27 protein-coding genes are annotated in these 26,919 nt (G+C 67.7%); 16 read left to right on the forward strand and 11 right to left on the reverse strand.

What is annotated here, in order from left to right:
* Positions 1–171: 171 nt before the first annotated feature.
* Together L2Y94_RS13720 and dapA are read right to left on the reverse strand one after the other, a co-directional pair.
* Positions 172–759 carry a hypothetical protein gene (locus L2Y94_RS13720; RefSeq protein ID WP_247367425.1) on the reverse strand — a complete coding sequence of 196 codons (588 nt, stop codon included), beginning with the start codon at positions 757–759 and terminating at the stop codon, positions 172–174.
* Positions 760–797: 38 nt separating this feature from the next.
* Positions 798–1,691, reverse strand: coding sequence for a 4-hydroxy-tetrahydrodipicolinate synthase (dapA, locus tag L2Y94_RS13725; protein ID WP_247367427.1), 894 nt, complete (start codon positions 1,689–1,691; stop codon positions 798–800).
* 170 nt (positions 1,692–1,861) lie between these two features.
* On the opposite strand from dapA, the gene L2Y94_RS13730 reads away from it, so the two are divergent.
* The 6 genes from L2Y94_RS13730 (at position 1,862) to L2Y94_RS13755 (ending at position 6,667) form a co-directional block, all read left to right on the forward strand.
* A complete protein-coding gene (locus L2Y94_RS13730) occupies positions 1,862–2,431 on the forward strand; it encodes a glycine cleavage system transcriptional repressor (RefSeq protein WP_247367429.1) in 570 nt (189 codons plus the stop codon).
* A 17-nt stretch (positions 2,432–2,448) separates the two neighbouring features.
* On the forward strand, positions 2,449–2,910 hold the full coding sequence (locus tag L2Y94_RS13735) for a peroxiredoxin (protein ID WP_247367432.1): 462 nt from the start codon (positions 2,449–2,451) through the stop codon (positions 2,908–2,910).
* Positions 2,911–2,989: 79 nt separating this feature from the next.
* On the forward strand, positions 2,990–4,372 hold the full coding sequence (locus L2Y94_RS13740) for a PhoH family protein (RefSeq protein WP_247367435.1): 1,383 nt from the start codon (positions 2,990–2,992) through the stop codon (positions 4,370–4,372).
* A 66-nt stretch (positions 4,373–4,438) separates the two neighbouring features.
* Positions 4,439–4,720, forward strand: a complete 282-nt coding sequence (locus tag L2Y94_RS13745) for a GIY-YIG nuclease family protein (RefSeq protein ID WP_247367437.1) — start codon at positions 4,439–4,441, stop codon at positions 4,718–4,720.
* 147 nt (positions 4,721–4,867) lie between these two features.
* Positions 4,868–5,638 (forward strand): bifunctional hydroxymethylpyrimidine kinase/phosphomethylpyrimidine kinase, encoded by a 771-nt coding sequence (gene thiD / locus L2Y94_RS13750; RefSeq protein WP_247375252.1) that lies wholly within the window; start codon positions 4,868–4,870, stop codon positions 5,636–5,638.
* A gap of 78 nt (positions 5,639–5,716) precedes the next feature.
* On the forward strand, positions 5,717–6,667 hold the full coding sequence (locus L2Y94_RS13755) for an aspartyl/asparaginyl beta-hydroxylase domain-containing protein (RefSeq protein WP_247367438.1): 951 nt from the start codon (positions 5,717–5,719) through the stop codon (positions 6,665–6,667).
* Positions 6,668–6,737: 70 nt separating this feature from the next.
* Here L2Y94_RS13755 and L2Y94_RS13760 read toward each other — a convergent pair whose 3' ends face one another.
* The 3 genes from L2Y94_RS13760 to grxC all read right to left on the reverse strand — a co-directional run bounded on the left by L2Y94_RS13760 (position 6,738) and on the right by grxC (position 8,533).
* Entirely contained in the window at positions 6,738–7,760 is a 1,023-nt protein-coding gene (locus L2Y94_RS13760; RefSeq protein ID WP_247367439.1) for an isocitrate dehydrogenase, read from the reverse strand.
* Between the two features lie 111 nt (positions 7,761–7,871).
* Entirely contained in the window at positions 7,872–8,264 is a 393-nt protein-coding gene (locus tag L2Y94_RS13765) for a carboxymuconolactone decarboxylase family protein (RefSeq protein ID WP_247367440.1), read from the reverse strand.
* On the reverse strand, positions 8,264–8,533 hold the full coding sequence (gene grxC, locus L2Y94_RS13770) for a glutaredoxin 3 (protein ID WP_247367446.1): 270 nt from the start codon (positions 8,531–8,533) through the stop codon (positions 8,264–8,266). The genes L2Y94_RS13765 and grxC overlap by 1 nt, the downstream gene beginning before the upstream one ends.
* Before the next feature lie 142 nt (positions 8,534–8,675).
* Here grxC and L2Y94_RS13775 point away from each other — a divergent pair, with 142 nt between their 5' ends.
* The 9 genes from L2Y94_RS13775 (at position 8,676) to L2Y94_RS13815 (ending at position 19,508) form a co-directional block, all read left to right on the forward strand.
* Positions 8,676–10,295: a M48 family metalloprotease gene (locus L2Y94_RS13775; RefSeq protein WP_247367452.1), complete on the forward strand. Its 1,620-nt coding sequence runs from the start codon at positions 8,676–8,678 to the stop codon at positions 10,293–10,295.
* 169 nt (positions 10,296–10,464) lie between these two features.
* Positions 10,465–11,154, forward strand: coding sequence for a phosphate regulon transcriptional regulator PhoB (phoB, locus tag L2Y94_RS13780; RefSeq protein ID WP_144910472.1), 690 nt, complete (start codon positions 10,465–10,467; stop codon positions 11,152–11,154).
* Between the two features lie 251 nt (positions 11,155–11,405).
* A complete protein-coding gene (gene phoR, locus L2Y94_RS13785; protein ID WP_247375254.1) occupies positions 11,406–12,521 on the forward strand; it encodes a phosphate regulon sensor histidine kinase PhoR in 1,116 nt (371 codons plus the stop codon).
* Between the two features lie 100 nt (positions 12,522–12,621).
* Positions 12,622–14,697, forward strand: coding sequence for a polyphosphate kinase 1 (ppk1, locus tag L2Y94_RS13790; protein WP_247367454.1), 2,076 nt, complete (start codon positions 12,622–12,624; stop codon positions 14,695–14,697).
* On the forward strand, positions 14,694–15,839 hold the full coding sequence (locus L2Y94_RS13795) for an MGDG synthase family glycosyltransferase (protein WP_247367455.1): 1,146 nt from the start codon (positions 14,694–14,696) through the stop codon (positions 15,837–15,839). Before ppk1 ends, L2Y94_RS13795 begins: the two co-directional genes overlap by 4 nt.
* A complete protein-coding gene (locus L2Y94_RS13800; RefSeq protein ID WP_247367456.1) occupies positions 15,836–16,378 on the forward strand; it encodes a hypothetical protein in 543 nt (180 codons plus the stop codon). The genes L2Y94_RS13795 and L2Y94_RS13800 overlap by 4 nt, the downstream gene beginning before the upstream one ends.
* A 90-nt stretch (positions 16,379–16,468) precedes the next feature.
* Complete coding sequence (locus L2Y94_RS13805) at positions 16,469–17,986, forward strand: Ppx/GppA phosphatase family protein (protein WP_247367457.1); 1,518 nt, start codon at positions 16,469–16,471, stop codon at positions 17,984–17,986.
* Positions 17,987–18,057: 71 nt separating this feature from the next.
* Positions 18,058–18,783, forward strand: a complete 726-nt coding sequence (locus tag L2Y94_RS13810) for a peptidylprolyl isomerase (protein ID WP_247367460.1) — start codon at positions 18,058–18,060, stop codon at positions 18,781–18,783.
* Positions 18,780–19,508, forward strand: coding sequence for a UDP-2,3-diacylglucosamine diphosphatase (locus tag L2Y94_RS13815; protein WP_247367467.1), 729 nt, complete (start codon positions 18,780–18,782; stop codon positions 19,506–19,508). The genes L2Y94_RS13810 and L2Y94_RS13815 overlap by 4 nt, the downstream gene beginning before the upstream one ends.
* Positions 19,509–19,684: 176 nt before the next feature.
* Here L2Y94_RS13815 and L2Y94_RS13820 read toward each other — a convergent pair whose 3' ends face one another.
* The 6 genes from L2Y94_RS13820 to L2Y94_RS13845 all read right to left on the reverse strand — a co-directional run bounded on the left by L2Y94_RS13820 (position 19,685) and on the right by L2Y94_RS13845 (position 25,666).
* Positions 19,685–20,485 carry a ferritin-like domain-containing protein gene (locus tag L2Y94_RS13820; protein ID WP_247367469.1) on the reverse strand — a complete coding sequence of 267 codons (801 nt, stop codon included), beginning with the start codon at positions 20,483–20,485 and terminating at the stop codon, positions 19,685–19,687.
* Positions 20,486–20,501: 16 nt separating this feature from the next.
* The gene (gene purF / locus L2Y94_RS13825) at positions 20,502–21,980 is read right to left on the reverse strand and encodes an amidophosphoribosyltransferase (protein WP_247367472.1); all 1,479 of its coding nucleotides are present in this window, start codon (positions 21,978–21,980) and stop codon (positions 20,502–20,504) included.
* Positions 21,981–21,993: 13 nt separating this feature from the next.
* Positions 21,994–22,632, reverse strand: a complete 639-nt coding sequence (locus tag L2Y94_RS13830) for a CvpA family protein (RefSeq protein WP_247367475.1) — start codon at positions 22,630–22,632, stop codon at positions 21,994–21,996.
* A gap of 36 nt (positions 22,633–22,668) precedes the next feature.
* Positions 22,669–23,685, reverse strand: a complete 1,017-nt coding sequence (locus tag L2Y94_RS13835) for an SPOR domain-containing protein (RefSeq protein ID WP_247367477.1) — start codon at positions 23,683–23,685, stop codon at positions 22,669–22,671.
* 92 nt (positions 23,686–23,777) lie between these two features.
* Positions 23,778–25,043, reverse strand: a complete 1,266-nt coding sequence (gene folC / locus L2Y94_RS13840; RefSeq protein WP_247367480.1) for a bifunctional tetrahydrofolate synthase/dihydrofolate synthase — start codon at positions 25,041–25,043, stop codon at positions 23,778–23,780.
* Positions 25,040–25,666: a GNAT family N-acetyltransferase gene (locus L2Y94_RS13845; protein ID WP_247367482.1), complete on the reverse strand. Its 627-nt coding sequence runs from the start codon at positions 25,664–25,666 to the stop codon at positions 25,040–25,042. The genes folC and L2Y94_RS13845 overlap by 4 nt, the downstream gene beginning before the upstream one ends.
* Before the next feature lie 92 nt (positions 25,667–25,758).
* Here L2Y94_RS13845 and L2Y94_RS13850 point away from each other — a divergent pair, with 92 nt between their 5' ends.
* Positions 25,759–26,865 (forward strand): sterol desaturase family protein, encoded by a 1,107-nt coding sequence (locus L2Y94_RS13850; RefSeq protein ID WP_247367485.1) that lies wholly within the window; start codon positions 25,759–25,761, stop codon positions 26,863–26,865.
* Positions 26,866–26,919 lie beyond the last annotated feature (54 nt).

Below are 26,919 nucleotides of genomic sequence, written 5' to 3' on the forward strand. Positions count from 1 at the left end.
AAGTCGTAAGTACCCGACCGGTCGATTCGGCAATAACCATGCGAACGCACCTCCCAAGCAGGGAAATCCGGCCCATCGCACCCTTTCGCGGGGCACTGCTTCATCCATGCCCGTACCCCAAACGAAAACGCCGCCCGAAGGCGGCGTTTTCGTTGCATGGGCGACGACGGGTTACTTGCTGCCCATGCGGGATTTCAGCGCGTCGATCACGCGGCGAACGCCATCGGCATCACCCTGCGCACGCACCTCGCTACCGGTGCCGCTTTCGTTGATGGCGAGCACGACGCTGCGCTGCTTGCGACCGTTCGACGACGAACCGCTTTCGGCGTCATCGTGCTTGCCACCGCCGAACATGCGACGGAAGAGGCCCGGACGCTCTTCGGAGGGGCCGCCCTGGCTCACGGCGATCTGATAGGTGTGCGTGCTGTCGTCGTGTGCGGTGACCTTGCCCAGGTCGCCCACGCTCAACAGTTCGCCGATACGGCGGTAGGCAGCATCGGGAGCGTCGGTCAGCACGAAACCGTCGGACACCGGCGCGGCGCCCGTCTGGGCCTGCGCACCGGACGCACCGGCACCCACGTCGGGAATCACGAGAGCCGCGCTGGTCGACGGCGTGTCGAGGCCCGGCGGGATTTCCAGCGGGGCTTCCTGCTGGGCCCTTTCCCAATCCTTCTTGGAGCGGAACGCGCCGCAGCCGGAGACGACCAGGACGGACAGGAGCAGTGCCGGGACGACCAGCGCGTACGAGGTTTTCTTCATGAACGAAAGTTCCGTTGGATCCGTTGAAAGGAATGGCTTCAGGCGGCGGACGCCAATGGTGCCAGAGCCGCGAGCGTTTCGCGCACCCGGGACAGCGCCGGGCCGGGTTCGAGTTCGACCAGGGGCAGGCGCGGAGCCGCCGACCCCAACCCCAGCGCGGCCAGGCCGGCCTTGACGGGGATGGGATTGGGCGCGCAGTTCAGGGCGTCGACCAGGGGGGCCAGCCGGGCCGCGGCCTGCGCGGTGCGGGCGGCGTCGCCCTGGCGGGCGGCGTCGCACAACTCGCGAAAAGCCTGCGGCACGAGGTTGGCCACCACCGAGACGGTGCCCGCGGCGCCGGCCAGCATGGCTTCGTGGGCCGTGTTGTCGTCGCCGCTGAGGTAGACGAAATCCGGGCGCACAAGTTCCGCGAGGGCGCGAATGCGCTCCGCGTCGCCCCGCGCCTCCTTGATGCCGACGATGGCCGGATGCTCGCGCAACACGGCGACCGTCTCGGGCGCGATGTCGCAGCCCGTGCGCGGCGGAACGTTATAGAGGATCACCGGCAGGCCGCCGTGGTCGGCCACGGCGAGGAAGTGGCGGCGAAGGCCTTCCTGCGTGGGACGCACGTAGAACGGCGCCACGACCAGGGCCGCATCGGCGCCGAGTTCTTTCGCCCGGCGCGTGGCGGCGATGGTTTTCGCCGTGCCCGCCTCGCCGGTGCCGGCGATGACGGGGACGCGCTTGCCGACATGCTTCACCGCGAAACCGAGCAGGCGATCGTATTCGTCGTGCTCGAGAAAGTGCGATTCGCCCGTCGAGCCCGCGACGACCACGGCCTGCGTACCGCCCGCCAACTGCTGGTCGAGCAGCCGGCCGAACGCGGCGAGATCGAGGGACCCGTCGGCGGCGAAGGGCGTCGCCAGCGCGGTGATGCTTCCGGAGATGTCCAAGGTGAAACCCGTTGAGTAGACAGCGTTTCGTATGTTACCGGGGCGCTACCGGCACGTCCATTCGGCCGATTTTCGCGGTAGGGCGCCACCGCCCTTGCGGGCCCGGGACGGCCCCCGGTAAGCTCGGGCCCGTAGCGACGCCCCGCGCCCCGCGGGTCGCGCCATGGGTAGTGAAGCCTTTGAATCGTTCCGCAGCACGAAGCGTCGCCACCGACAACCAGCTCCTCATCTCGACGCTCTCACCGGCGCATCGCGCGCCGATCCTCGCGCTGGCCAAGCGCATCGCCGACTCGGGCTGCAATCTGGCCGACGCCCGCGTCTCGACCATCGGCAACGACACCTCGGTGATGCTGCTCGCCTCCGGCGCATGGGATGCCGTGGCCAAGCTCGAAACCGCGCTGGGCAAGCTCGCCCGCGACGAAGACCTGCAGATCGTCCATTACCGCACGGCACCGCGTGAACCCACCGCACACCTGCTGCCCTATCTGGTCGAGGTGATCGCCGCCGACCGGCCGGGCATCCTGGTGAAGATCATCGAATTCTTTTCACGCCGCGACATCAGCGTGGAGCAACTTTCCTCCATGCGTTACCAGGCGATGCAGACCGGCGCCGAGATGTTCCAGGCACAGATCACGATCGGCATTCCGTCCGAGACCCACATCGCCGCGCTGCGCGACGATTTCCTCGAGCTGTGCGATGGCCTCAATCTCGACGCCATCATGGACCCGGTGAAATTCTGACCACTTAAAAGGCACGCATGATCGGCAAGGGCAAGAAGGTTCCCCAACTCGAAGGCAAGCTCGGCGACGGCGGCACCCTGTCGCTGTCCTCCCTCTCCGGCCAATGGATCGTGGTGTTCTTCTATCCCAAGGACAACACGCCGGGCTGCACCAATGAGGCGAAGGATTTCCGCGATCTCTACGGTCAGTTCCGCAAGCGTGGCGCCGAGGTGGTCGGCGTGTCGCGCGACTCGGTGCGCTCCCACGCCAACTTCGCCGCCAAGCACGAACTGCCGTTCCCACTGGTGTCCGACGCCGACGAAACCTGGTGCAAGGCCTTCGACGTGATCCACGAGAAGGTGCTCTACGGCAAGCGCTACATGGGCGTCGTGCGCAGCACCTTCCTCATCGGCCCCGACGGCAAGCTCGCCGCCGAATGGCGTGGCATCAAGATCCCCGGCCATGCCCAGGCCGTGCTCGAGAGTGTCCCCTCCGCGTGACGGTCACCGCGTCACGCGGCACCCTCCCCCGGTCGAGCCTCGGCCGGGTTTCGCAACCTCCGCATGAGGTCACTTCCGCATGAACGGAAGCAAGCGCATCTACGCCCTCGATACCAACGTGCTGTTGCACGATCCGACGTCGTTGTTCCGCTTCGAGGAGCACGACGTGTTCATCCCGATGACGGTGCTGGAGGAACTCGACGAAAAGAAGAAAGGCGGTTCGGAGGTATCTCGCAACGGTCGCCAGGTAAGCCGTTTCATCAACGAACTGATCGAGCGCGGCGGCCATCTGAAAGACGGCCTGGAGCTGACCAACCCACAAGGCATCAAGCTCAAGCGCGGCGCCATGGGCCGGTTGTTCTTCCAGCAACGCGCCAGCCACGGCAACGGCAAGGCGGACAACCAGATCCTCGCCGCGGTGATCGACCTGCGCGACCAGTTCCCGGATCGCCCGGTGATCCTGGTCACCAAGGACATCAACCTGCGCATCAAGGCCTCGATCTTCGGCATCGATGCCGAGGATTACGAGAACGACCGCGCGCTGGACGATTTCGCCCTGCTGTTCACCGGCTCCGATCCCCTGCCGGAGGACTTCTGGGATCGCCATCCCGAAGTGCGTTCGTGGAACGAGCGCGGGCGTACCTATTATGAGGTGGACGTCCACGAGGGCGACGACTGGTATCCGCACCAGTGCCTCTACATGCCCGGCGAGAACGACGTGGAACTGCGCGTGCTCGACATCCACGGCGACGAGGATGCCCGCCGCGCGCGGCTGGTGCTGCTCGACGACCACACCCACGCCGCGCATGGCGTGTGGGGTATCGCGGCGCGCAACCGCGAGCAGAACTTCGCGCTCAACCTGCTGATGGACCCCGACGTCGACTTCGTCACGCTGCTGGGCACCGCCGGCACGGGCAAGACCCTGCTCGCCCTGGCGGCGGGCCTGGCGCAGGTGATGGACCAGCAGCGTTACCGCGAAATCATCATGACCCGGGCCACGGTGTCCGTCGGCGAAGACATCGGCTTCCTCCCGGGCACCGAAGAAGAAAAGATGACCCCGTGGATGGGCGCGCTCACCGACAACCTCGAGGTGCTGGCCAACCCGGAAGAAGGCGGATCGTGGGGGCGCCAGGCCACCAACGACCTGCTCGCCTCGCGGGTGAAGATCCGCTCGCTCAACTTCATGCGCGGCCGCACGTTCCTCAGCCGCTACCTCATCATCGACGAGGCGCAGAACCTCACGCCCAAGCAGATGAAGACGTTGATCACGCGCGCGGGCCCGGGCACGAAGATCGTCTGCCTGGGCAACGTCGAGCAGATCGATACGCCCTACCTCACCGAGACCACGTCGGGCCTCACGTATGCCGTCGACCGGTTCAAGATGTGGGCGCATTCGGGCCACATCACGTTGCGACGCGGCGAACGGTCGAGGCTGGCGGATTTCGCATCCGAAGCGTTGTAAGGTCGGAAAAAGACGCGGGCATGAGGCCCGCGTCTTTTCTCAGGGAGAGGGTTGGAGTTGGAAAGGATGCCGTGTGTTTATCTTTTGGCGAGCGGCCGCAACGGCACGCTGTACGTCGGCGTCACGAGCGATCTCGTCAAACGCGTCTGGCAGCATCGCGAGAAGTTCGTCGATGGGTTTTCTTCCCGTCACGATGTGAGTCGTCTCGTATGGTTCGAAACGCATCCGACCATGGAGACGGCGATCTTGCGGGAGAAGCAGATCAAGCGGTGGAAGCGTGAATGGAAAACCCGCATGATCGAGTCATTCAATCCCTACTGGCGCGATCTCTTCGACGATGTCGCGTAACCGGAAGACGCTGGGTTGCTGCCTACGCAGGAACGACGAGACGGGGCGTGTAGCTCCTCGGCATCGAACCTTGTAGCTCGTCGCCCCTGCGAAGGCAGGGGCCCAGCGTCTTTCGCCCAGTCGAAGCGATATCCTCGCGCCATGACCATGCCCAAACCCAACACCCTGACCATCGCCGGCTCCGACTCCGGCGGGGGCGCCGGTATCCAGGCCGACCTGAAGACGTTCCACTCGCTGGGCACCCACGGCCTCACCGCCGTCACCGCGGTCACCTCGCAAAACACCCGTGGCGTCACCGCGGTGCACCCGCTTCCGCAAGCTCACGTACGTAGCCAGATCGACGCCGTCTTCGCCGACTTTCCCATCGCCGCCGTGAAGACCGGCATGCTCGGCAGCGCGGCCACCACCCGGCTCGTGGCGACCGAAATGCGCAGGCGCCAGCCCGCCTGGCTGGTGGTCGATCCGGTGATGATCGCCACCAGCGGCGCACGCCTGCTCGACGAGAACGCCATCGAAGCCCTCATCGACCACCTGGTTCCGCTGGCCGATATCCTCACGCCCAACCTGCCCGAAGCCGAAGCCCTGCTCGGCCGCGCCATCGGCCGGGCCATGGACGAAGCCGGCGCCGACCTCCTCGCCCTCGGCGCGCGTGGCGTGCTGCTCAAAGGGGGCCATGCAAAGGGCCGCGAGGTGGTCGATCGCTACTACGACGCCACCGGCGTCATCGAGATGCGCCACCCTCGCCATCCCTTCGAAGGCCATGGCAGCGGCTGTACGCTCGCGTCAGCCGTGGCGGCCCACCTGGCAAGGGGTAAATCGCCGCACGCGGCTGTCCGCGCCGCAAGTCACTGGGTGAACAAGGCTTTCCGGCGAGCCTGGAAGCCCGGCGGCGGCACGGCTTACGTGCTAGGCCACTGAGGCAGGAGTATCCTATAAGGCGTTGATGCGCACGGCTTCCGGCCTCACGTATCGCCTGCCCATGCCGAGTCCGACACCATGAATTTCCTGGGACCCCGATTCATCGTCCTCTACGTGCTGATCCTGTTCACGCTCTGCGTGTTGCTGGTACACCTGCGCGGCCGCTCGCGCCTGCGCTTCGATCGCCAGCTGGTGGACCACTCGGCCATCTTCGCGCCGTACAACCTTCTGATGTATGCGTTTTCCGCCGTGCCGGCGCGTCCCATCCTGGATCGCCGCGGCTTTCCCCAACTCGACCTGCTGCAGAACAACTGGGAAAAAATCCGCGAGGAAGCCACCCACCTGTTCGACGAGGGCTTCATCCGCGCCGCCGAAAAGCACAACGACGCGTCGTTCAATTCGTTCTTCAAGCAGGGCTGGAAGCGCTTCTACCTGAAGTGGTACGGCGAGCCGCTCGCCTCGGCCGAGACCCTGTGCCCGGAAACGGTGAAACTGCTCAACGCCATTCCCAGCGTGAAGGCGGCGATGTTCGCCCTCCTGCCACCCGGCAGCAAGCTCAATCCCCACCGCGATCCCTTCGCCGGTTCGCTCCGCTACCACCTCGGCCTGATCACGCCCAATTCCGACGATTGCCGCATCTTCGTCGACGGCGAAATGCACGCCTGGCGCGACGGCAAGGACGTCGTCTTCGACGAAACCTATGTGCACTGGGCCGAGAACCGTACCGACCAGACCCGCGTGATCCTTTTCGCCGACGTGGAGCGTCCGCTGAAAAGCCGCGTGATGAACGCGATCAACAAGCGCGTGGGGGCATTCATGGGCTCGATCACCGCCTCGCCCAACAGCGACGACGGCAAGGAACAGGTGGGCTTCGTCAATCGCATGTTCGCGCTGAACCAGCGCGGGCGCGAGCGCACGCGGCGGTTCAAGAAGTCGAATCCGAAGCTGTTCCGCGTGCTGAAGTACGTCGGGATCGTCGTGGCGATCTGGGTGATTTTCCTGGCGCCTTATCCGTTCGTGCAGGGTTAGCGACATCGCTCGCACGGACGCCTCGATTCTCGCGACGAAAAAAAAGCCCCGCTACGCGGGGCTTTTTTTATCAGGCCGTCGCCTTGATCCGCTCGACGATCGCATCGCCGAAGGTATCGGTGGTGCCGGTGCCGCCGACGTCCGGGGTGGTGCGGTCGCGGGCGTTCATCACGTCGCTGATCGCCGCGCGCAGGCGGGTAGCCTTGGCGACCATGTCGAGGTGGTCGAGCATGTCGGCCGCGGCCAGGAGCAGCGCGCAGGGATTGGCCTTCTTCTGGCCGGCGATGTCCGGCGCCGAACCGTGCACGGCTTCGAAGATGGCCGCGTCCTTGCCGATGTTGGCACCCGGGGCCAGGCCCAGGCCGCCGACCAGGCCGGCGCAGAGATCGGAGAGGATGTCGCCGAACAGGTTGGTGGTGACGATCACGTCGAACTGGTAAGGATTCATCACCAGCTGCATGCAGGCGTTGTCCACGATCATCTCGCTGAATTCGAGATCCGTGAAATCCTTCGCCACTTCGCGCGCCACGTCGAGGAACAGGCCTGACGAGGTCTTCATGATGTTGGCCTTGTGCACGGCCGTGACCTTCTTGCGACCCTTCTGGCGGGCCATCTCGAAGGCGTAGCGGCAGATGCGCTCCATGCCCGGGCGGGTATTGCGGATGACCGATACGGCCACCTCGTTCTCGCCCTCGCCCTCGCGCGTCTGACCCTCGGCCATGTACGCGCCCATGGTGTTTTCGCGCACCGTGATGATGTCGATGTTGTCGTAGCGCGCCTTGGTGCCCGGGAAGCTGATGGCCGGACGCACGTTGGCGTAGAGGTCGAACTTGCGGCGCAGGGTGACGTTGATCGAGGTGAAGCCGCCACCGATCGGCGTCGTCAGCGGCCCCTTGAGGGCGACCTTGTGCTTGGCGATGGCGTCGATCGTGGCCTGCGGCAGGAGATCGCCGTGCTTCTCGAGCGCGACCATGCCCGCGTCCACGTAGTCGTAGGTCAGGCCGCAGTCGAGGGCGTCGAGGACGCGGATGGTCGCGTCCATGATCTCGGGGCCGATACCGTCGCCGGGGATCACGGCAATGGTCTTGCTCATGGGGATACTCCTGAAGGAAAGCGGGGAGCGCACGCGAAAAACGTGCGCAGGGGGAATAAAATCGCCCAATTATCGGCGATCCACCCCGCTTCCTTCAAGGATACCGGGGGCTCAGGCCCCGGGATGGTCAGCGCAGGCAGCCTTGTCGGCCGGGCCCTCGCCTTCGAGCGAATCGAGGAAGTCGACCGCGCGGCGCAGGTGCGGGATGACGATGGAGCCGCCCACCACCAGACCCACGCTGAACACCTCGAAGAACTCGTCGCGGTTGACCCCGGCTTCCTTGCATTGGGCCACGTGGTAGCTGATGCAGTCGTCGCAGCGCAGCACCATGGAGGCGACCAGGCCGAGCATCTCCTTGGTTTTGACGTCGAGCGCGCCTTCGCGGTAGGTCTGCGTGTCCAGCGCGAAGAAGCGCCTGACCACCTGGTTATCCTCGGCGAGGATGCGCTCGTTCATCCGCTTGCGGAACGCGGTGAATTCCTCCACGCGATCGTTGCCGGCCATCAGTGGGCCGCCTCGAGGATCTCGGCGAGGCGCCCGCTGCGGTCGGCGGCGGCCAGGTCGTCGAAGCCGCCCACGTGGGTGCCGTTGATGAAGATCTGCGGCACGGTACGGCGACCGCCGCTCTTCTGGAGCATGACGTCGCGCTGGGCCGGATCGGTGTCGATGCGGACCTCGTTCCATCCGAGGCCCTTGGCCTTGAGCAGGTTCTTCGCCGCCACGCAGTATGGGCAGACGGCGGTGGAATAGATGGTGATGTCGGGTGTGGACATGGAGACCGTTTCTCTGAACGTCGATAGGCGCAAAATGGCGCCGCGGGGTCGATTTTACAAGGCAACCGAACCCGTGCGGCGGCGAGCTGTCCAAGCCCCGCCGGCCGTGCCGCCGCCCGCTAATGGTATCGTCGTCCGCTCTATGCGCCCTTTCCTGCCACGACTCGCCCTGCTTGCCGCCAGCGCCGCCGCCACCTTCGCCGCGGGCGCGCAGGACAACATCCGCCTGCCGGACCTGGGCAGCTCGGCCAACGCCCTGATCAGTCCCCGCGAAGCCGACCAGTACGGGGCGATGATGCTCAGCCAGATGCACGCGCTCGACCTGACGGTCGACGATGCCCTGGTCGACCAGTACATCAACGACCTCGGCTTCCGCCTCGTGGCGTCCAGCGAGCGCCCGAAGGACCACTTCAAGTTCTTCATCGTCAAGGACAACCAGATCAACGCCTTCGCCGCGCCCGGCGGCTATATCGGCGTGAACGCGGGGCTGATCGACATCACCTCCACCGAGAGCGAGCTGGCCGGCGTCATCGCCCACGAAATCGGCCACATCAACCAGAACCACCTCTACCGCGCTTTCGAGGATTCCAAGAAGGACGCCCCGCTGATGGCCCTGGTGCTCCTGGGCGCCATCGCGGCCGGTGCCGGCGGCGCGGGTGCCGACGCCGCGCCCGCGGTACTCATGGGCGGCCAGGGCATCCTGGCCCAGCGGCAGATCAACTTCACGCGAAAGGACGAAATCGAGGCCGACCGCGTGGGTATCCAGACGCTCGCCAACGCCGGTTTCGATCCCGACGCCATGGCCGATTTCTTCGGTCGCATGCAGGACACCCTGCGCGTCGGCGAGGGCGAGGAGGCCCTGCCCGCCCTGCTCCAGACCCACCCGGTCACCCTGGCCCGCATCAGCGACGCCAAGGCCCGCGCCGGCGCGCTCAAGGAGCGTATCGCCAACCGCCCGCGCCAGCCCACGCTGGACAAGGCCACGTGGGAAAAAAGCACCGCGCCGGTGCTGTTCGTGAAAGATCCCACGACCCTGGTGGTGGCATCCGCGAAAGTGAAGCCCGACAGCGCCGCCGACACCTACGCGCTCATGCGCGAGCGGGTGCGCGTCCTCTCCGGCGATGCGCACCAGCTCGCCAGCTTCTACGCCACCAACCTCAAGCGCCACGATTTCGATACCGCCGCCAACCGCTACGGTTATGCCCTGGCGCTGATCCGAACCAACCGCGGCAGCCAGGCGCTCGACCAGCTCCAGCCCCTGCTCGCCAGCCAGCCGGGCAGCCTGGTGCTGCGCCTGGCCATGGCCGACGCCTACATGGATGCCGGCCGCAGCGGCGACGCCATGGCCATCTACAAGGATCTCCACGCCAATTCGCCACGCAACGCCGCCGTCACCCTGGGCTACGCCAAGGCCCTGGCGGGCACCGGGCGGGCCGACGACGCCCGCATGGCGGCCAACATGCTGCGCCCCATGCTCGACGACAGCGACGACCCGGACTTCTACCGCACCTACGCCCTGGCCAGCGAACGCTCGGGCGACACCGTGCGCGCCGCCGAGGCCTACGCCGACGGGGCCTACCTGGCCGGGCGGCCGTTCGACGCCATGGAACAGCTCAAGCGCCTGCTCAAGCGCGACGACCTCGACTACTACCAGCGCTCGCGCATCCAGGCCCGCATCGCCGACCTCACGCCCCTGCTGCTCGAGCTGCGCAAGAAGCGGGTGGCCACCGACGACAACCCGGACGGCCGCACGCAGAACTAGCCGCCGCGGCGATGGCCCGTTTACGGCATGTTCCCACCGTTGCGGACGTCGGCTCCCCACGTTTCGACGACTCTCATTGCAAATTGAGACGTCCGTGTGACGATTGTCATTGCCGTGTAACAGAGCGGGGCTGCAATATGACGGTCACAGCCACCGAGCGGCCCAACGCGTGCACAAGCGCATTCTTATCGTGGAAGACGAAGCTTCGATTCGCGACATGGTCGCCTTCGCGCTTCGCAAGGCGGGCATGGACGCGGCGCACGCCGCCGACGCCCGCGCCGCCCAGATGGCCATTTCCGAGCGGGTGCCCGACCTGATCCTGCTCGACTGGATGCTTCCCGGCACCAGCGGACTCGAACTGGCCCGGCGCCTTCGCCGCGAAGAGCTGTCGCGGGAGATCCCGATCATCATGCTCACCGCCCGCGGCGAGGAAATGGACCGGGTCAACGGCCTCGAGGCCGGCGTCGACGACTACGTGATCAAGCCCTTCTCCACCCGGGAGCTCATCGCCCGCATCAAGGCGGTGCTGCGCCGCAGCCAGGGCGACGACGGCTCGGGCGTGGTCGAGCTCGGCGGGTTGCGCATCGACGGCCCCGCCCATCGCGTGTTCGCGGGGGAGGATGCCGTGCCCATCGGCCCGACCGAATATCGCCTGCTCTTCTTCTTCATGACCCACCCCGAGCGCGTCTATTCGCGCGCCCAGTTGCTCGACCACGTCTGGGGCGGCAGCGTGTACGTGGAGGAACGCACCGTCGACGTGCACATCCGCCGCCTGCGCAAGACGCTGGAACCCTGGAAGCTCGACGAGATGGTGCAGACCGTCCGCGGCGCGGGCTACCGCTTCTCCGCCAATACCTGAGGCCGGCGGAGCGGCGCTAGGCTGTCGCGGCGCGGTCGCGCTATGGTGCGATCCACCAGACCGACACCGGCCGATCCGTCATGCCCCAACCTTTCCCGACTTCCTGGCGATTACCCGCCGCCTGCGCCGCCCTGCTCGCGTCGGGCGCGCTGGCGGGCGCGGCGGCAGGTTCGATGTCGACGGGCGTGGCGGTGGTCGCCGTCGTCGAAATCGTCGCGCTGCTGTCGCTGTTTCGTCATAAGCCGGGGCCAATGTTGCAAACGCCTACCACGCCCCATCCCGAGCATGACCGTCTCATGACCCGCACCCGACGTATCGCTTCCCGACTGCGCGACCTGCGTAGCGCGGCCGGGACCCTCCCCGACGCCGTGGTCCTGCTGGACCACTCGCAGCACGTCCGCTGGTTCAATCACGCGGCGGAGGAACTGCTGGGCCTGAAGCGTCCGCGCGACCGGGGCCGTCTCATGGGCGACCTGCTGCGCAACACCGACCTCAACGACTGGTGGGCCGACGGTGCCCGCGAACCGCTCAACGACGTCACCTCGCCGGGTCATGCCAATCGGCACGTCACGGCCACCCTGCTGCCGTTCGGCAGCCGGCAGCGCCTGCTGCTGGCCCGCGACACGAGCCACCTCACCCGCCTGGAACAGATCCGCCGCGACTTCGTCGCCAACGTCTCGCACGAACTGCGCACGCCGCTGACCGTGATCCACGGTTACCTGGAGCTGCTCGATCCGGAAGACGTGCCCGAACTGGCGCCGGTGCTCGACGAAATGCGCGCGCAGTCCAAGCGCATGGGCCAGATCGTCGAAGACCTGCTCACCCTTTCGCGCCTGGAAACCCAGGACCACGTGGCGGAGGAACACGTGCAGATGGCCCCGCTGCTGGCCAGCCTGCGCAAGGAAGCCGAGGCGCTCAGCCAGGGCCGCCATACCGTCACGCTCGACGTCGCCTCCTCCGCCGACCTGCTCGGCTCGCCCAAGGACCTGCACAGCGCCTTCTCCAACTTGGTGAGCAACGCCGTCCGCTACACGCCCACCGGCGGCCGCATCGCGATCCGCTGGGCACCCTCGGCCAGCGACGGCGCCACGTTCTCGGTACAGGACACCGGTTTCGGCATCCCGGCCGCGCACATCGCCCGACTCACCGAACGCTTCTACCGCGTGTCCTCGAGCCGCTCGCGCGATTCGGGCGGTACCGGCTTGGGCCTGTCCATCGTCAAGCACGTGCTCAACCTGCACCAGGCCCGCCTATCCATCGAGAGCGAACCGGGCAAGGGCTCGACCTTCGCCTGCGTTTTCGGGCCCGATCGCCTCGTGCACGGATCGCACCCGCTGGAAGCGACGATCGCGGGAGCGCAGCGGTAACCGGATGGCGCGGGCATCCCGACGACTTGCTGCGACGCCGCTTTCCGTCATGATGACCGATGCGCCACCATCGGCCGCCATGAAAGGAAAAAAGCAGCACATGAGCGCCACCGTCGACCTCGACGCACCCGAGCTTTACATCAACCGCGAACTGGCCGCGCTGGAATTCAACTTCCGCGTGCTGGCCCAGGCGCGCGATCCCGACGTGCCGGTGCTCGAGCGTCTTCGTTTCCTGACCATCGTCAGCAACAACCTCGACGAGTTCTTCGAAGTGCGCGTGGCGGTGCTCAAGCACAAGCACGCGCTGGGCGCCGCCCTTCCGGGCGCGGATGGCCTGTCGTCCGGCGAGATCCTCGCCCGCATACGCGAGCGCGCGCTGGCCCTGGTGGCCGAGCTTTACGACATCTGGCGCGACGAGCTCGGTCCCGCGCTCGAGAACGAAGGCATCCGCTACCTCACCCACGACCGCTGGACCGACAAGCAGCGGCGCTGGCTGCTGGGCTATTTCCAGAACGAGATCATGCCGGTGCTTTCGCCGCTGGGGCTCGATCCGGCGCATCCGTTCCCGCGCATCCTCAACAAGACGCTCAACCTCGCCGTGGTGCTCAAGGGTCGCGACGCCTTCGGTCGCGAGGGGCACATGGCGCTGGTGCGCGCGCCGCGTTCGCTGCCACGCATCATCCACCTTCCCGAGGAAGTCTCCGGCGTCGACGGCGATTTCGTGTTCCTGGCCGAGGTGCTGCAGGCCTTCGCCGACGAGATCTTCCCCGGCTTCCAGGTGTGCGCCAGCCATCAGTTCCGCGTTACCCGCAACAGCGAACTGGTGGTCGAGGAGGCCGAGGTCGAGAACCTCGCCCAGGCGCTCAGCGAAGAACTGGCCGGTCGCGGCTATGCGCGCCCCGTGCGACTGGAGGTGGGCGCGGATTGCCCGCGCGCGATCACCGACATGCTGATCGAGAACTTCCAGCTGGAAGATGCCGACGTCTACCGCTGCGACGGCCCGGTCAACATCATCCGCGCCAGCCAGATCTACGACCAGGTGGACCGGCCCGAGCTGAAATACCCGCGATTCACCCCGCGCCTTTCGCCCGCGTTCGGCAAGGGCGTGAACGAGTTCGACGTGCTCGGCACGCGCGACGTGCTGATGCACCATCCCTACGAATCGTTCGCGTCGGTGGTCGAACTGCTGCGCCGCGCCTCGCAGGATCCCGGCGTGCTGGCGATCAAGCAGACCCTGTACCGCGCGGGCAAGGACTCCCCGCTGGTCGACCTGCTGGTGGACGCCGCACGCAACGGCAAGGACGTCACCGTGGTGATCGAGCTGCGCGCGCGCTTCGACGAGGAAGCCAACATCGGCCTCGCCAACCGCCTGCAGGAAGCCGGCGTGCAGGTGGTCTACGGCGTGGTGGGCTACAAGACCCACGCCAAGATGCTGCTCATCGTCCGTCGCGAAGCCGGCACGCTGCGCCGCTACGTGCACCTGTCCACGGGCAACTACCACGCCGGAAACAGCCGCGGCTACACCGACATCGGCCTGATGACCTCCAACCCCGAGATCGGCGAGGACATCCACAAGGTATTCCAGCAGCTGTCGGGCCTGGGTCCGATGATCCAGCTCAAGCGCCTGCTGCATTCTCCCTTCACCCTCTACAGCAGCGTGATGGGCAAGATCGAACGCGAGATCGCGCACGCCGAGGCCGGCCGTCCCGCCCGCATCGTCGCCAAGCTCAACGCGCTCAACGAAGCGCACGTGGTGGAGGCGCTGTATCGCGCCTCGCGCGCGGGCGTGAGCATCGACCTCATCATCCGCGGCGCGTGCACGCTGCGCCCGGGCATTCCCGGCGTGTCGGACAACATCCGCGTGCGTTCGATCGTCGGCCGCTTCCTCGAACACAGCCGCGTCTACTGGTTCGCCAACGACGGCGAACCGGAGCTGTACTGCGCCAGCGCCGACTGGATGGAGCGCAACCTCATGCGCCGCATCGAAATCGGCGTACCCATCCTCGAACCCGCGCTGGCCGAGCGCGTGTACGCCGAGACGCTGGACAACTACCTGCGCGACAACACGCAGGCGTGGCTGCTCGGCGCCGACGGCCGCTACACGCGCAGCGAACCGGCCACCGGGGAGGCACCCCACAGCGCCCAGCAGGCGCTCCTGGCCAGATACTGCGGGTGACACGGCGCATCCTGCTCCTGTCGGTGTCCGCCGGAGCCGGCCACGTGCGCGCGGCCGATGCGCTCGATGCCACCGTCAAGGCGCTGGCCGCCGAAGGGCACGACGTCGAGGCCGGCCACCTCGACGTCATGGATTACGTGCCTTCGAGCTTCCGGCGTATCTACGCCGATTTCTACCTGGGCCTCATCACGCACTATCCTCGCCTGTGGGGCATGCTCTACCGCATCACCGACGACACCCGTCCCGAAGCCATCACCCAGCGCATGCGCCGCACCATCGAGCGGCTCAACACGCACCGGCTGCGCGCGGCCATCGCCGACTTCGCGCCCGACGCCATCGTCTGCACGCACTTTCTTCCGGCCGAGATGCTCATGCGGCAGATCCGCAAGGGCCGCGTCAAGGCGCCGGTATACCTGCAAGTGACCGATTTCGACCTGCACCGCATGTGGGTGGTACCGGAGATGGCGGGCTACTTCGCCGCCAGTCCCGAGATCGCCCACCGCATGCGTGCGGTGGGCCTGCCCGCCGATCGCGTGCATACCACGGGCATTCCCGTGATGCCCGCGTTTGCCGAAGCACACGACCGCCGCGCGCTCGCCACCACGTTCGGCCTCGATCCGGCGATGCCCACCTACCTGGTGATGGGGGGCGGAGCCGGCGTCGGCGCGCTCGACACGCTGGCCGATACCCTGCTCGCTTCCGCCGACGGGTTCCAACTGGTGGTGCTGGCCGGTCGCAACGCCGAGATGCTCGAGCGGCTTCGGCACCTTGCCGCCACCAGGCACGCCGGGCGCCTGTTTCCCCAGGGTTACACCCATCACGTGGAGCGGCTGATGGCGTGCAGCGACCTGGCGATCACCAAGCCGGGTGGCCTGACGACGTCCGAATGCCTCGCGATGGGTCTGCCGATGATCGTCAACGCGCCCATCCCCGGCCAGGAGGAGCGCAACGCCGACTACCTGCTCGAGCAGGGCGCGGCGTGGAAGGCCATCGACGGCGTAGCCCTGGGCTGGCGCCTGCGCGAGTTGCGCGACGAGCCCGGCCGGCTCGCGGCCATGGCCGCCCGGGCGCGCGCCATCGGGCGGCCGCACGCGGCACGCAACGTGATCGACGCCGTGCTGGCCCGGCTGGACGCTTCATGAGCCATTCGCCACGCCGCCGCGTGGCCGCCGTGCTGGCGACCGCGGGGTTCACCCTGCTGCTGGCCTTCTTTTTCGCCCACGTGGAGGTCGAGATCGAAGGACCGCACGGCTGGGCCACGAGCCTGCCCACCTGGCGCATCGAAAACCATTGGCTGCTCGATCTGCTGTGGGGCGGCCGCCCGATGACCGGCTACCACGCCTGGGTCTTTCCCTTCATCGCCCTGTTCTTTCACTTCCCGATGATCTTTCGCGGCTTCTGGAGCTGGCGGGCACAGGTGCGCATCGTCGCCTGCGTGATGCTGTTCTGGGTCGCGGAGGATGGCCTGTGGTTCATCCTGAACCCGGCTTTCGGCCTGGCCCGCTTCGATCCGGCCAACGTGCCCTGGCACCGCCACTGGTGGGGGCCCGCGCCGACGGATTACTGGGTCTTCGGTTTCCTGTGCATCCTGCTCTTCGCCCTCTCGGCCATGCCCAAGCCCCGCAAGCAGGCCGTCGCACCGTCGCAAGCCGGCGCCCACGGCGGGGCGGCCGGGTCATAGCCCGTCGCTCGCACCGGTGCGACATGTGGCTATGCCATCTTCTCCGCTTGCATGACAGAATCCCCTTAGAACCTGCCGCGGATATTTCCCTTGCCCACATCAGGTAAGTCCCAGATCAACGACGGTGAACTGCTCGCCGCCGTCGACCTCGGCTCCAACAGCTTCCACATGGTGGTGGCCCGCTACGAACACGGCGAGCCCCGTGTGATCGACCGCCTGCGCGACTCCGTGCGCATGGCCGTGGGCCTGCGCCCCGACGGCACGCTCGATGCGAACCATCGCGCGGCCGCCCTCGCGAGCCTCGCCCGCTTCGGCCAACGCATCGCGGGGATTCCCGCCCTGCACGTGCGCGCGGTGGCCACCAACACGGTGCGCCGGCTCGCCTCGCCGCACGCGTTTCTTTCCGCCGCCGAAGCCGCACTGGGCCACCCGGTCGAAATCGTCTCCGGACGCGAGGAAGGGCGACTGATCTTCCTCGGCGCCTCGCACGACCTGCCCGCGTCGCGCGACCACCGCCTGGTGATCGACATCGGCGGCGGCAGCACCGAGTTCATCATCGGGCGCGGCACGTCGCCGATGCTCACCGAAAGCGTGCAGGTGGGCTGCATCGCCACGACGATGCGTTTCTTTCCGGGCGGGAAGATCACCCGCAAGCGCTGGCAGAAGGCCCGCCGCGAAATCGGCGTGCTCCTCCAGCAGTTCTCCGAGGATTATCGCGACGCCGGCTGGGCCGATGCCTACGGCTCGTCGGGCACCGCCAAGGCGATCGGCTCCGTCGTGCGCGCGATGAAGCTCTCCGACGACGGCATCACGCCCGACGCGCTGGCCGCGGTACGCGAAGCGCTCATCGAGCAGGGCTCGTCGGCCACGCTGAAACTGCCGGGGCTCGCCGAGGATCGCGCGGAAGTGTTCGCCGGCGGCGTGGCGATCTTCGAAGCGGCCTTCGAGGCGCTGGGCATCGAACGCCTGCGCGTGTCCGAAAGCTCCATGCGCGAAGGCCTGCTGTGGGACCTCATCGGCCGTTCGGCCGGCACGGACCCGCGCATGGCCAGCATCGAGTCCCTGGCCGGTCGCTACGGGGTCGATCGCGCACAGGCGCGCCGCGTCGAGACCACGGCGCTGTCGTTCTTCGACCAGCTCGCCAAGGTATGGAAGCTCGACGACGACGCCCGCGAGTGGCTGCTCTGGGCGGCACGCGTGCACGAACTGGGCCTGGCCATCGCACACAGCCAGCACCAGCGGCACGGCGCGTACATCCTGCGCCACGCCGACCTGGCCGGTTTCTCGCGACAGGAACAGCAACTGCTTGCCGCCATCGTCGAATCCCATCGCCGCAAGCCGGAGAAATCGGTGATCACCGCCCTGCCGGCGCGCTATCGCGCACTGGCCCGGCACATCACGGCCATCCTTCGCCTGGGCGTTCTGTTCCGCCGCGCCCGCCGCGCCGAGGCGCTGCCGCGCATCCGCGTGGCGGCCACGCGCCAGCGCCTGCGCATCTCGCTTCCCGCCGACTGGCTCGACCAGCATCCGTTGACCGAGGCCGACCTCGAACAGGAGCGCGAGCCCATGGCCGAACTCGGCCTGGAACTGGACATCGTCAGCGAATGAACGGGTTCAGGGGATTCGGAGCAAAGGGGGGTATCATGGCGGGATTGTCCAGCCGTCATCGCCGGTCCGCCATGCTCAGAACCGCTTTCGCCGCCCTCCTTCTCGCCCTGCCCGGCATCGCGCCGGCGCAACAGGCAGCCAAGCCGGAAGCCTCGGCGCAGGGGCCGGTGGAACATCCCCGGGTCGTCATGCACACCACCCAGGGCGACTTCACCATCGAGCTGTACCCGGAGAAAGCGCCCAAGAGCGCCGCCAATTTCCTCCAGTACGTGCGCGACGGGTTTTACGACGGCACCGTGTTCCATCGCGTGGTCGACGGCTACATGGTGCAGGGCGGCCTCTACAGCCGCGATCTCACCCAGCGCCGCACGCGCGCGCCGATTCCGAGCGAGGCCGACAACGGACTGTCCAACCTGCGTGGCACGGTGGCCGTGGCGCGTGGCGCCGATCCCAATTCGGGCACGTCGCAATTCTTCGTCAACCTCGTGGACAACCGCCGCCTCGATTACGTGAGCAACCAGAGCGGCCTCACCTGGGGCTTCGCGGTGTTCGGCAAGGTGGTCAGCGGCATGGACACCATCGACAAGATCGCCAAGTTGCCCACGCGTGCGCAAGGCCCCTTCGTGGGCGACGTGCCCAACCCGCTGGTGATCATCGACTCGGCCAGCGTCGTGGGCGAGGAAAAGGCCGCTCCGGCCGCCGCCTCGAGCAGCAAGGCACCGGCGGCGGCCGCGCCCGCCCCGGCCAAACCCGTGACCGCGCCGAAGAAGAAGGCCGACAAGCCGAAGGCCGCATGAGCACGCTGTTCATCGCCGACCTTCACCTGGACGAGGCGCGTCCGCGGATCACCGAACTCTTCGAGCGCTTCCTCATTTCCGACGAAGCCCGCTCGGCCAGGGCGTTCTACATCCTGGGCGACCTCGTCGAGGCCTGGATCGGCGACGACGACGACGCCGAACTCCCCACGCGCATCGCCCATGCCACCCGCGCGCTCCACGACGCCGGCGTGCCCGTGTACTTCATGGCGGGCAACCGCGATTTCCTGCTGGGCCATGCTTTCGCCGAACGCGCGGGCATGACCTTGCTCGACGACGGCACCGTGCACGACGTCGAAGGCACGCCCACCCTGCTCATGCACGGCGACGTGCTCTGCACCGATGACGTCGAATACCAGGCCGTGCGCGCCCAGGTGCGTACCGACGCCTGGAAGCGGCAGATTCTTTCGATGCCGCTGGAAGCGCGCCGGGCGTTCGCCGCCAAGGCACGCAGCGACAGCAAGTCGCGCACCGGTCGCATCGACGAGACGATCATGGACGTGAACCAGGGCGCCGTGGAAAGCGCCATGCGCGATGCGGGCGTGCATCGCCTCGTGCACGGGCATACGCACCGGCCGGCCGTTCACGACTTCGCGCTTGACGGCGTCGCGGCCCAACGCATCGTGCTGGGGGACTGGTACGACCACGGATCGGTGTTGCGGATCGACGGGGATGTCGTCGAGTTGCGTGGGCTGACGTTGCCTTAGCCGAAAGCCGATGCGGCACCGAGGTTTCCTCGGACGCAAGGCGCTGGGTTCCTGCCTGCGCAGGAACGACGTGAGGTGGGTTTGCAGGTAGCGGTAAATCTTGCTGCTTGTCGTTCAGGCAGGAACCCAGCGCCTCGCGCACGAGGGAGCGACAGCGCCTCATCGGCTCGTGCAGGTCACCCCAACGTACCCAACCAAGCAAGCTCCGAATCGGAAAACCCCGCCGCCCGCCGCGCATCGAGATTGAACGGCCCGCGCAACGAACCGTTCATGTAATCGGCGAGCAACTGCGCGAACGTCGCCTCGGGCTCGAGGCCATCACGCTCGCAGCAATGATGGAACCAGCGCGTGCCGGCGGCCACGTGGGCCACCTCTTCGCGCAGGATCACTTCGAGGATCGCCACCGTGCGTTCGTCGCCCTGTTGGCGCAGCCGCTCCATCATGCCCGGCGTCACGTCGAGACCGCGCGCTTCGAGCACACGCGGTACCAGCGCCATGCGCGCCGTGTCGCTGTGGGCCGTCTTCTCGGCCATGTCCCACAGGCCATTGTGCGCGTCGAAATCGCCGTAGGCGTGACCCAGTTCGGCCAATCGCCCCGACAACATCGTGAAGTGACGCGCCTCGTCGTTGGCGCATGCCGCCCAGTCGCGGTAGTACGCATCGGGCTTGCCGCGAAAGCGGTACACCGCATCCCAGGCCAGGTCGATGGCGTTGAATTCGATGTGCGCGATGGCATGCACCAGCGCGGCGCGGCCTTCCGGCGAACCCAGGCCACGCTGCGACAGATCCCGTGGCGATACGAGGCGCGGACGCTCGGGACGTCCCGGCAAGCCGATGGGAAGCGCTTCGGGAGACGCGGCATCCGGCCGCAGCAGGCCCTGCTGAAGGGCCTCCCATGTATCGAAGGTGAGCCTCACTTTTTCGGCCGGGTCGGCCGCATCGAGGCAACGGCGGGCGGCCGCGTGGAGATCGCGCATCACGGCCGCCCCGACCTCAGGCGCTACGGCGCTCGTTCTTGGCCGAGTCCGAGCGCATGGCCTCCTGCTGCTGCAGGAAGTCGCGATCGAGCCCGGTGACGTATTCGCCGGAGAAGCACGAGGTATCGAACGTCTTGAGGTCCTCGTTGCCGTCGGACACCGCCCAGATCAGGTCGTCGAGATCCTGGTAGATCAGCCAGTCGGCACCGAGGGCCTTTTCGATGTCTTCCACGGTGCGGCCGGCGGCGATCAGCTCGGAGGCGGCCGGCATGTCGATGCCGTAGACGTTCGGGAAGCGCACCGGCGGCGCGGCGGACGCGAAGTAGACGTTCTTCGCGCCGGCATCGCGGGCCATCTGGATGATCTGGCGCGACGTGGTACCGCGCACGATGGAGTCGTCGACCAGCAGCACATTCTTTTTGCGGAATTCGAGTTCGACCGTGTTGAGCTTGCGGCGCACGGATTTCACCCGCTCGCCCTGCCCCGGCATGATGAAGGTGCGGCCGACGTAGCGGTTCTTCACCAGGCCCTCGCGCATCGGCACGCCCAGTGCCTGCGCCAGCGAGCTGGCCGCCGTACGCGAGGTGTCGGGAATGGGGATCACCGCGTCGATGCCGTGGTCCGGGCCGCGCTCACGGAGGATCTTCTCGGCCAGCTTCTCGCCCATGCGCAGGCGCGCCTTGTAGACCGAGACGTCTTCCATCATCGAATCGGGACGCGCGAGGTAGACGTACTCGAAGATGCACGGCGCATGCACCGCGCCTTCGGCGCAACGGCGTGCGTGCAGCTCGCCGCCCTCGGTGACGATCACCGCCTCGCCCGGCTCGATGTCGCGCACGCGCTTGAAGCCGAGCACGTCGAGGGCCACCGACTCGGAAGCGATGGCGTATTCGCGGCCTTCGGGCGTGACGCGCTCGCCGAGCACCAGCGGACGGATGCCGTTGGGATCGCGGAACGCGATGAGGCCGTAGCCGAGCACCAGGGCGATGCAGGCGTAACCGCCCTTGGCGCGGGCATGCACGCGCGATACCGCGGTGAACACATGGTCGGGCGTGAGGTCGCCGCGGTCGTCCACCTGCAGTTCGTGCGCCAGCACGTTGAGCAGCACTTCGGAATCGGAGTCGGTATCGATGTGGCGACGATCGTCCTCGAACATCTCGCGACGCAACGTCTCGGTGTTCACGAGGTTGCCGTTGTGCGCGAAGGCGATGCCGTAGGGCGAGTTCACATAGAACGGCTGCGCCTCCTCGGTGCCTTCCGAGCCCGCCGTGGGATAACGGCAATGGCCGATGCCGATGCGTCCGCGCAGCTTGCTCACGCCGGCCGAGTTGAAGACATCGCGGACCAGCCCCGCACCCTTGTGCAGGCGCAGGCGTGCGCCGTCCACGGTGGCGATGCCGGCGGCATCCTGCCCGCGATGTTGCAGGACGGTCAGGCCGTCATACAGGGCCGATGCCACTTCCGTGGTACCGACGATGCCGATGATTCCGCACATGGGAGGTGTCTTCCTACAAGGAGGCCGAGGTGGATGACCCGGCTGGTTGATCGGTGTGTCGTTGCGTGGGCGACTGACCGGGGATCGTCAGGTCGCGGAGTTTCATCAGGTCGTCCCGGCTCGGGAGCTGGACGTCCGGCATTTTAATGTTTTGCAGCGCCGCCGGGGGATGCAGGTATTCACGCACGTTGGGCGGCACCTGCCGCCCTAGCCACTCCGCCGGCCCGGCGAACTGGGCCAACATCGCGGATTGCCGCCACCAGGGGTCGTTGGGCAACGGCGTGAAATTGAGCATGAACACCACGAGGCTCACGATCAGGATGCCCCGCACCAGGCCGAACATCATGCCGAACAGGCGATCCGGGCCGCCCACGCCGGTTCGGGCGACGAGCCGTGACACCAGGAAACGCACCATCCCGCCGATCACCAGCACGCCGACGAAGCACAGGCCGTAGCCGATGCCCACCCGCGCCATGGGCAGCGAGATGGACGACTCGAAGCGCTGGGCCAGCACGGGTCCGAAGGTCCACGCCGCCCAGAACGCCACCACCCAGATCACCAGCGAAAGCACTTCGGAGATGAGGCCCCGGGCGAGGCCGATCAAGACCGAAAGGAAAAGGACTATCAGAATGACGTAGTCGGCCCAGTTCATCGCTCTCCCTCCCCGGCCATGGTCGTGGCGGGCCCCTTAGGGCGCCGTCACCACGACGCCGTCGAGGCCGACCTTGGCCTTGATCTGGTCTTTGAGGCGAACCGCGTCGTCGCGCTGTGCCTGCGGGCCCGCGCGCACGCGCCACAGCTTCGCGCCGCCGCTGGAGGCGATGCTGTCGACGTACCCAGGGATACCGGCGCCACGGAGTTTGTCCTGCAGGCGGGTGGCTTCGACCTGACTGCTGACCGCAGCCACCTGCACGGCGAATCCACCGGCACGGGGAGCGCTAGCCGGCACGGCGGCAGCCGCCGCCGGAGGGGCGGCCGCCGGACGCGCCGGGGCCGGGGCATCGGCGGTGGCCGTGTCGGCCTTGCCCGACAGCGACGCGGGGGCCCCCGGTACGGCGGCGGTGATCTTCAGGCGTGCCGCCTCGGCGGCGGCGCGGGTCTCGAACGGACCGGCATTGACGCGGGTCAGCGCCTTGCCGCCCTGATTGACGGAAGCCGTGGTGACCGGATAGCCCAACGCGCGCACTTTCTGCACGAGGGCGTCGGCCTTGGAGCGGTCGGCGTAGGCACTGAGGTTGAGCGAATAGCTGCCGCGGGCGGCGGTGCCCGGGGCGGCGGCGGGCTGCGTGGCCGCAGCCGCCTGGGCCGGGGGAACGGTGGTCTTCACCGGCTTCGCCGCCGTCGTGGCGGGCTTCGCGGGCGCGGTCGCGAGATCCTCCGGCAGCGCATCGGCGGGCTTGCGCGAGGCGATGTCGACCGACGCGAGGCGATTGCCGGACGCGGGCGGCGTCACGGCGGCCGGCCGGACGCTGGCCGTCGGCGCCGGCGCCGGCGTGGCGACCGGCTGCGGCGCGGATACGGCGCCCGTGCCGTTGGGCGACACATCCAGCGTGCGTGCCTGCAGTTCGCGATCGGGGGCCGGCGGGATGGCCAGGCTCACCGACTGCTCGGCGTCGCCCTTCGGTGGCGTACTGGAGAAGAACATCGGCACGATCAGGACCGCGAGAGCGATCAGGACGGCGGCACCCAGCAGGCGTGTTTTCAATGAAGTCTCCATACGACCGTCGCAAAGCGGATCGCGGCGATTATAACCGGCAATGGGCGACCCTCGGCGCCCATTGCCGTCGGCGCGTTCACCTACGTCGAGGCCAGAGCCGCGCCGGCGACGAAGAACGAACCGAACAGGAGCAGCACGTCGTCGTCGCCCGCCGCCTCCCGCGCGGCGGCCCAGGCGGGCGACACCGTGGGGAAGACGGTGTGCGCCGCACCGGGCAGCACCGTCGCCAGGCTTTCCGCCAGTGCGGCGGCGGGGAGACCGCGGGGCGTGTCGCGGTCCAGTCCGGCGAGATACCAGTGCGACACGCGTGTGCCGAGCGCGGCGATCACGCCGGCCGTGTCCTTGTCCGAAAGCGCACCATAGACGGCCAGCACGCGCCCCCGCCGTGGCGTGGCGTCGATCCATTCGGCGAGTGCTCGCGCGGCCTGAGGGTTGTGCCCCACGTCGACCAGGGTGAGCGGCCGCTCCGCCACGGGTTGCAGGCGACCGGCCACGCGCACGTCACGCAAGGCCTGCGCGATGGCGCCCGCCGGCACGTCGAGGCGCGGGCGCAGCGCATGCAGCGCCGCGATGGCCGCCGCGGCATTGGCGTATTGCACGGGCGCGTCCAGCGCCGGGCGAGGCAGCCCGTACAGCGTGCCGTCGCGATGCGACCAGCGCCACGCGCCGTCGTCGTCGATTCCCACCGCATAGGCCTCTCCCGCGCGCTCGATACGCGCGCCGATTCCCCTAAGCGCATCCAGCAGGCCGAGGGGCGGCTCGAGTTCGCCGACGATGGCCGGCGCATCCGCGCGTGCGATGCCCGCCTTCTCGCGACCGATGCTGTCGCGATCGCCGCCGAGCCAGGCCTGGTGGTCGAGATCGATGGTGGTGATCACGGCCACGTTGGCGTCGACGATGTTCACCGCATCGAGTCGCCCGCCGAGGCCGACCTCGAGGATGGCGACGTCGAGCCCCGCGCGTGCCATCAGGTCGAGCGCGGCCAGGGTGCCGAACTCGAAGTAGGTCTGCGGTATCTCGCCCCGCGCCGCCTCGATGCGCTCGAAGGAGGCCACCAGGGCATCGTCGGAGGCGTCCCGCCCCTCGATGCGAATGCGCTCGTTGTAACGCAACAGGTGCGGCGAGGTGTAGCAGCCCACACGGTAGCCCGCCTCGCGCAGCATGCCTTCGAGCAGGGCCACCGTGGAGCCCTTGCCGTTGGTGCCGCCGACGGTGACCACGATGGGTGCCGGGCGTGGCGAGCCCATGGCACGCCAGACGGCGCCGACGCGCTCCAGGCCCATGTCGATGCCGACCGTGTGGACGCTTTCCTGATAGGCGAGCCATTCGGCGAGTGAGCGGGTCATGCGGGAACCTTCGCGCGATCGATCGCGCGCATCCAGAAGTCGAGGGTGTGTTCGCTGGCGCCTTCGTCGCCGCGCTCCTTCCATGAAAGCGTACAGGCCATGCCCGATGCCGGCGCGTAGCCGCGGCTTCGCCAGAAAGCGTCATGGCCGCGATGGCCGGCCGGGGCCCGCGGATCCGCCGCATCGCGCCGCACCGAGCAGAACGCCGTCCAGCCGAAGGCGCCGCATGCGCGGGCGTGCGCCTCGCGTGCGTCGAAAAAGGCATGGCCCACGCCGCGCCCGCGCCATGGCGCCAGCAGCACCGACTCGCCGAAGTAGAACACCTCGTCGAGCGCCAGGCCCCGCTCGTGGAACGGCCGGTGGAAGGCCTCGCCGTCGTCCGCCAGCGGGATGCCGGTGGACGCGCCCACCACTCCGCCGCGCGCGTCGCGCGCCACCACGCAGATGGCCCGCGGCGAGGCGGCATACCGGGCGAGGTAATCCCGTTCGTAGGCCTCGTCGCCGTCATACAGATACGGCCAGTCGCGGAAGACCGCGATACGCAGCGCCGCCAGCTCGGCGATCACCGGCAGGATATCGGTGCCCACGTGGATGCCGATGGCGATCCCGGGTGTGTGTCGCATGGCGGAAAGCCCAACGAAAGAGGCGTGAAGCTTAATGATGTCACCGACTGCGTGCACGCCGGCGCGCCGTCCCTTGCCGAGGTCGTCGTCCCATGTTCGCGCCGTGGTCCCACCTGGTCGATGCAACGAGCATCCACGCCGTCGTCCCGTTCCTGCACCTGCTGCACCTGGACGGCCTGGCCGGCGACCCGCGCGAGATCGCCGAAGCCATCCTCATCTCGCTGTTGCAGGTGGGCATCATCGCCTTTCTGTTCCGCCCGCTCGAATCGGTGATTCCCGCGGAACGGTGGACGCACCGCCGACTCACGCGCGTGGACTGGCAATACACCCTGATGATGCTGCTGGGCATCTTCCCGATGTTCAGCTACCTGGTGCTCACGCCGATCAGCCATTACTTCGGTGGCGGCGACGACTCGCCCGGCGATACGTCGCTGCTCGGCATCACCCATCTGATCCCGGCCCTGGCGAACCATCCGCTGCTGCTCTTCATCGTCTATTACGCCATCTACGACCTGGTCTACTACTGGATGCATCGCCTGCAGCATGCCCTGCCCTGGTGGTGGGCCTTGCACAGCATGCACCACAGCACGCGGCAGATGAGCTGCTGGACGAACGACCGCGGCAGTCTCGTCGACGGCTTCCTGCAATCGATGGTGCTGGCGGGCGTCGGCGTGGTGATCGGCGTGGCGCCCGTGGACTTCGCCTGGCTGATGCTGGCGGGCGAGCTGGTGCAGAACTTCTCCCACGCCAACGTGCGCGTGCGCTTCGGGCCCGTGTTCGACCGCGTGCTGGTCTCGCCGGTGTTCCATCGCCTGCACCACATGCTGGTGGACCCGGACCGTCCCACCCTGCACAACTGCAATTTCGGCCAGGTGTTCTCGATCTGGGACGTGGTCTTCGGCACGGCGCTCTACGGCGAGCCCATCCGGCCCACCGGCGTGGGCGATCCGATGGTGGACGCGGACAACGACAAGGGCCTGGTCGGGCTGCACTGGGCGGCGTTCCGGCGGTTCTGGGGGGCGGTCACCTGCAAGGCCGGATGGATGCTCGGCGACGTGGCGTTCGGCGAAGATTACCGGCCGGTATCGGTCAAAGACATCGACCTGCATGAGCTGGAAGCGGGACGTGGTCTGACGAGAAAAACCGAACCCTTCGTCGAACCCCTATCGCGGACAGGGTCCGCTCCCACCGCTCCGTAGGAAAGCCGGCTGCCGCAGGGCGGGAGCGGACCCTGTCCGCGATGGGCCCGGCTA

It is taken from the genome of Luteibacter aegosomatis (assembly GCF_023078455.1).
Lineage (GTDB): Bacteria > Pseudomonadota > Gammaproteobacteria > Xanthomonadales > Rhodanobacteraceae > Luteibacter > Luteibacter aegosomatis.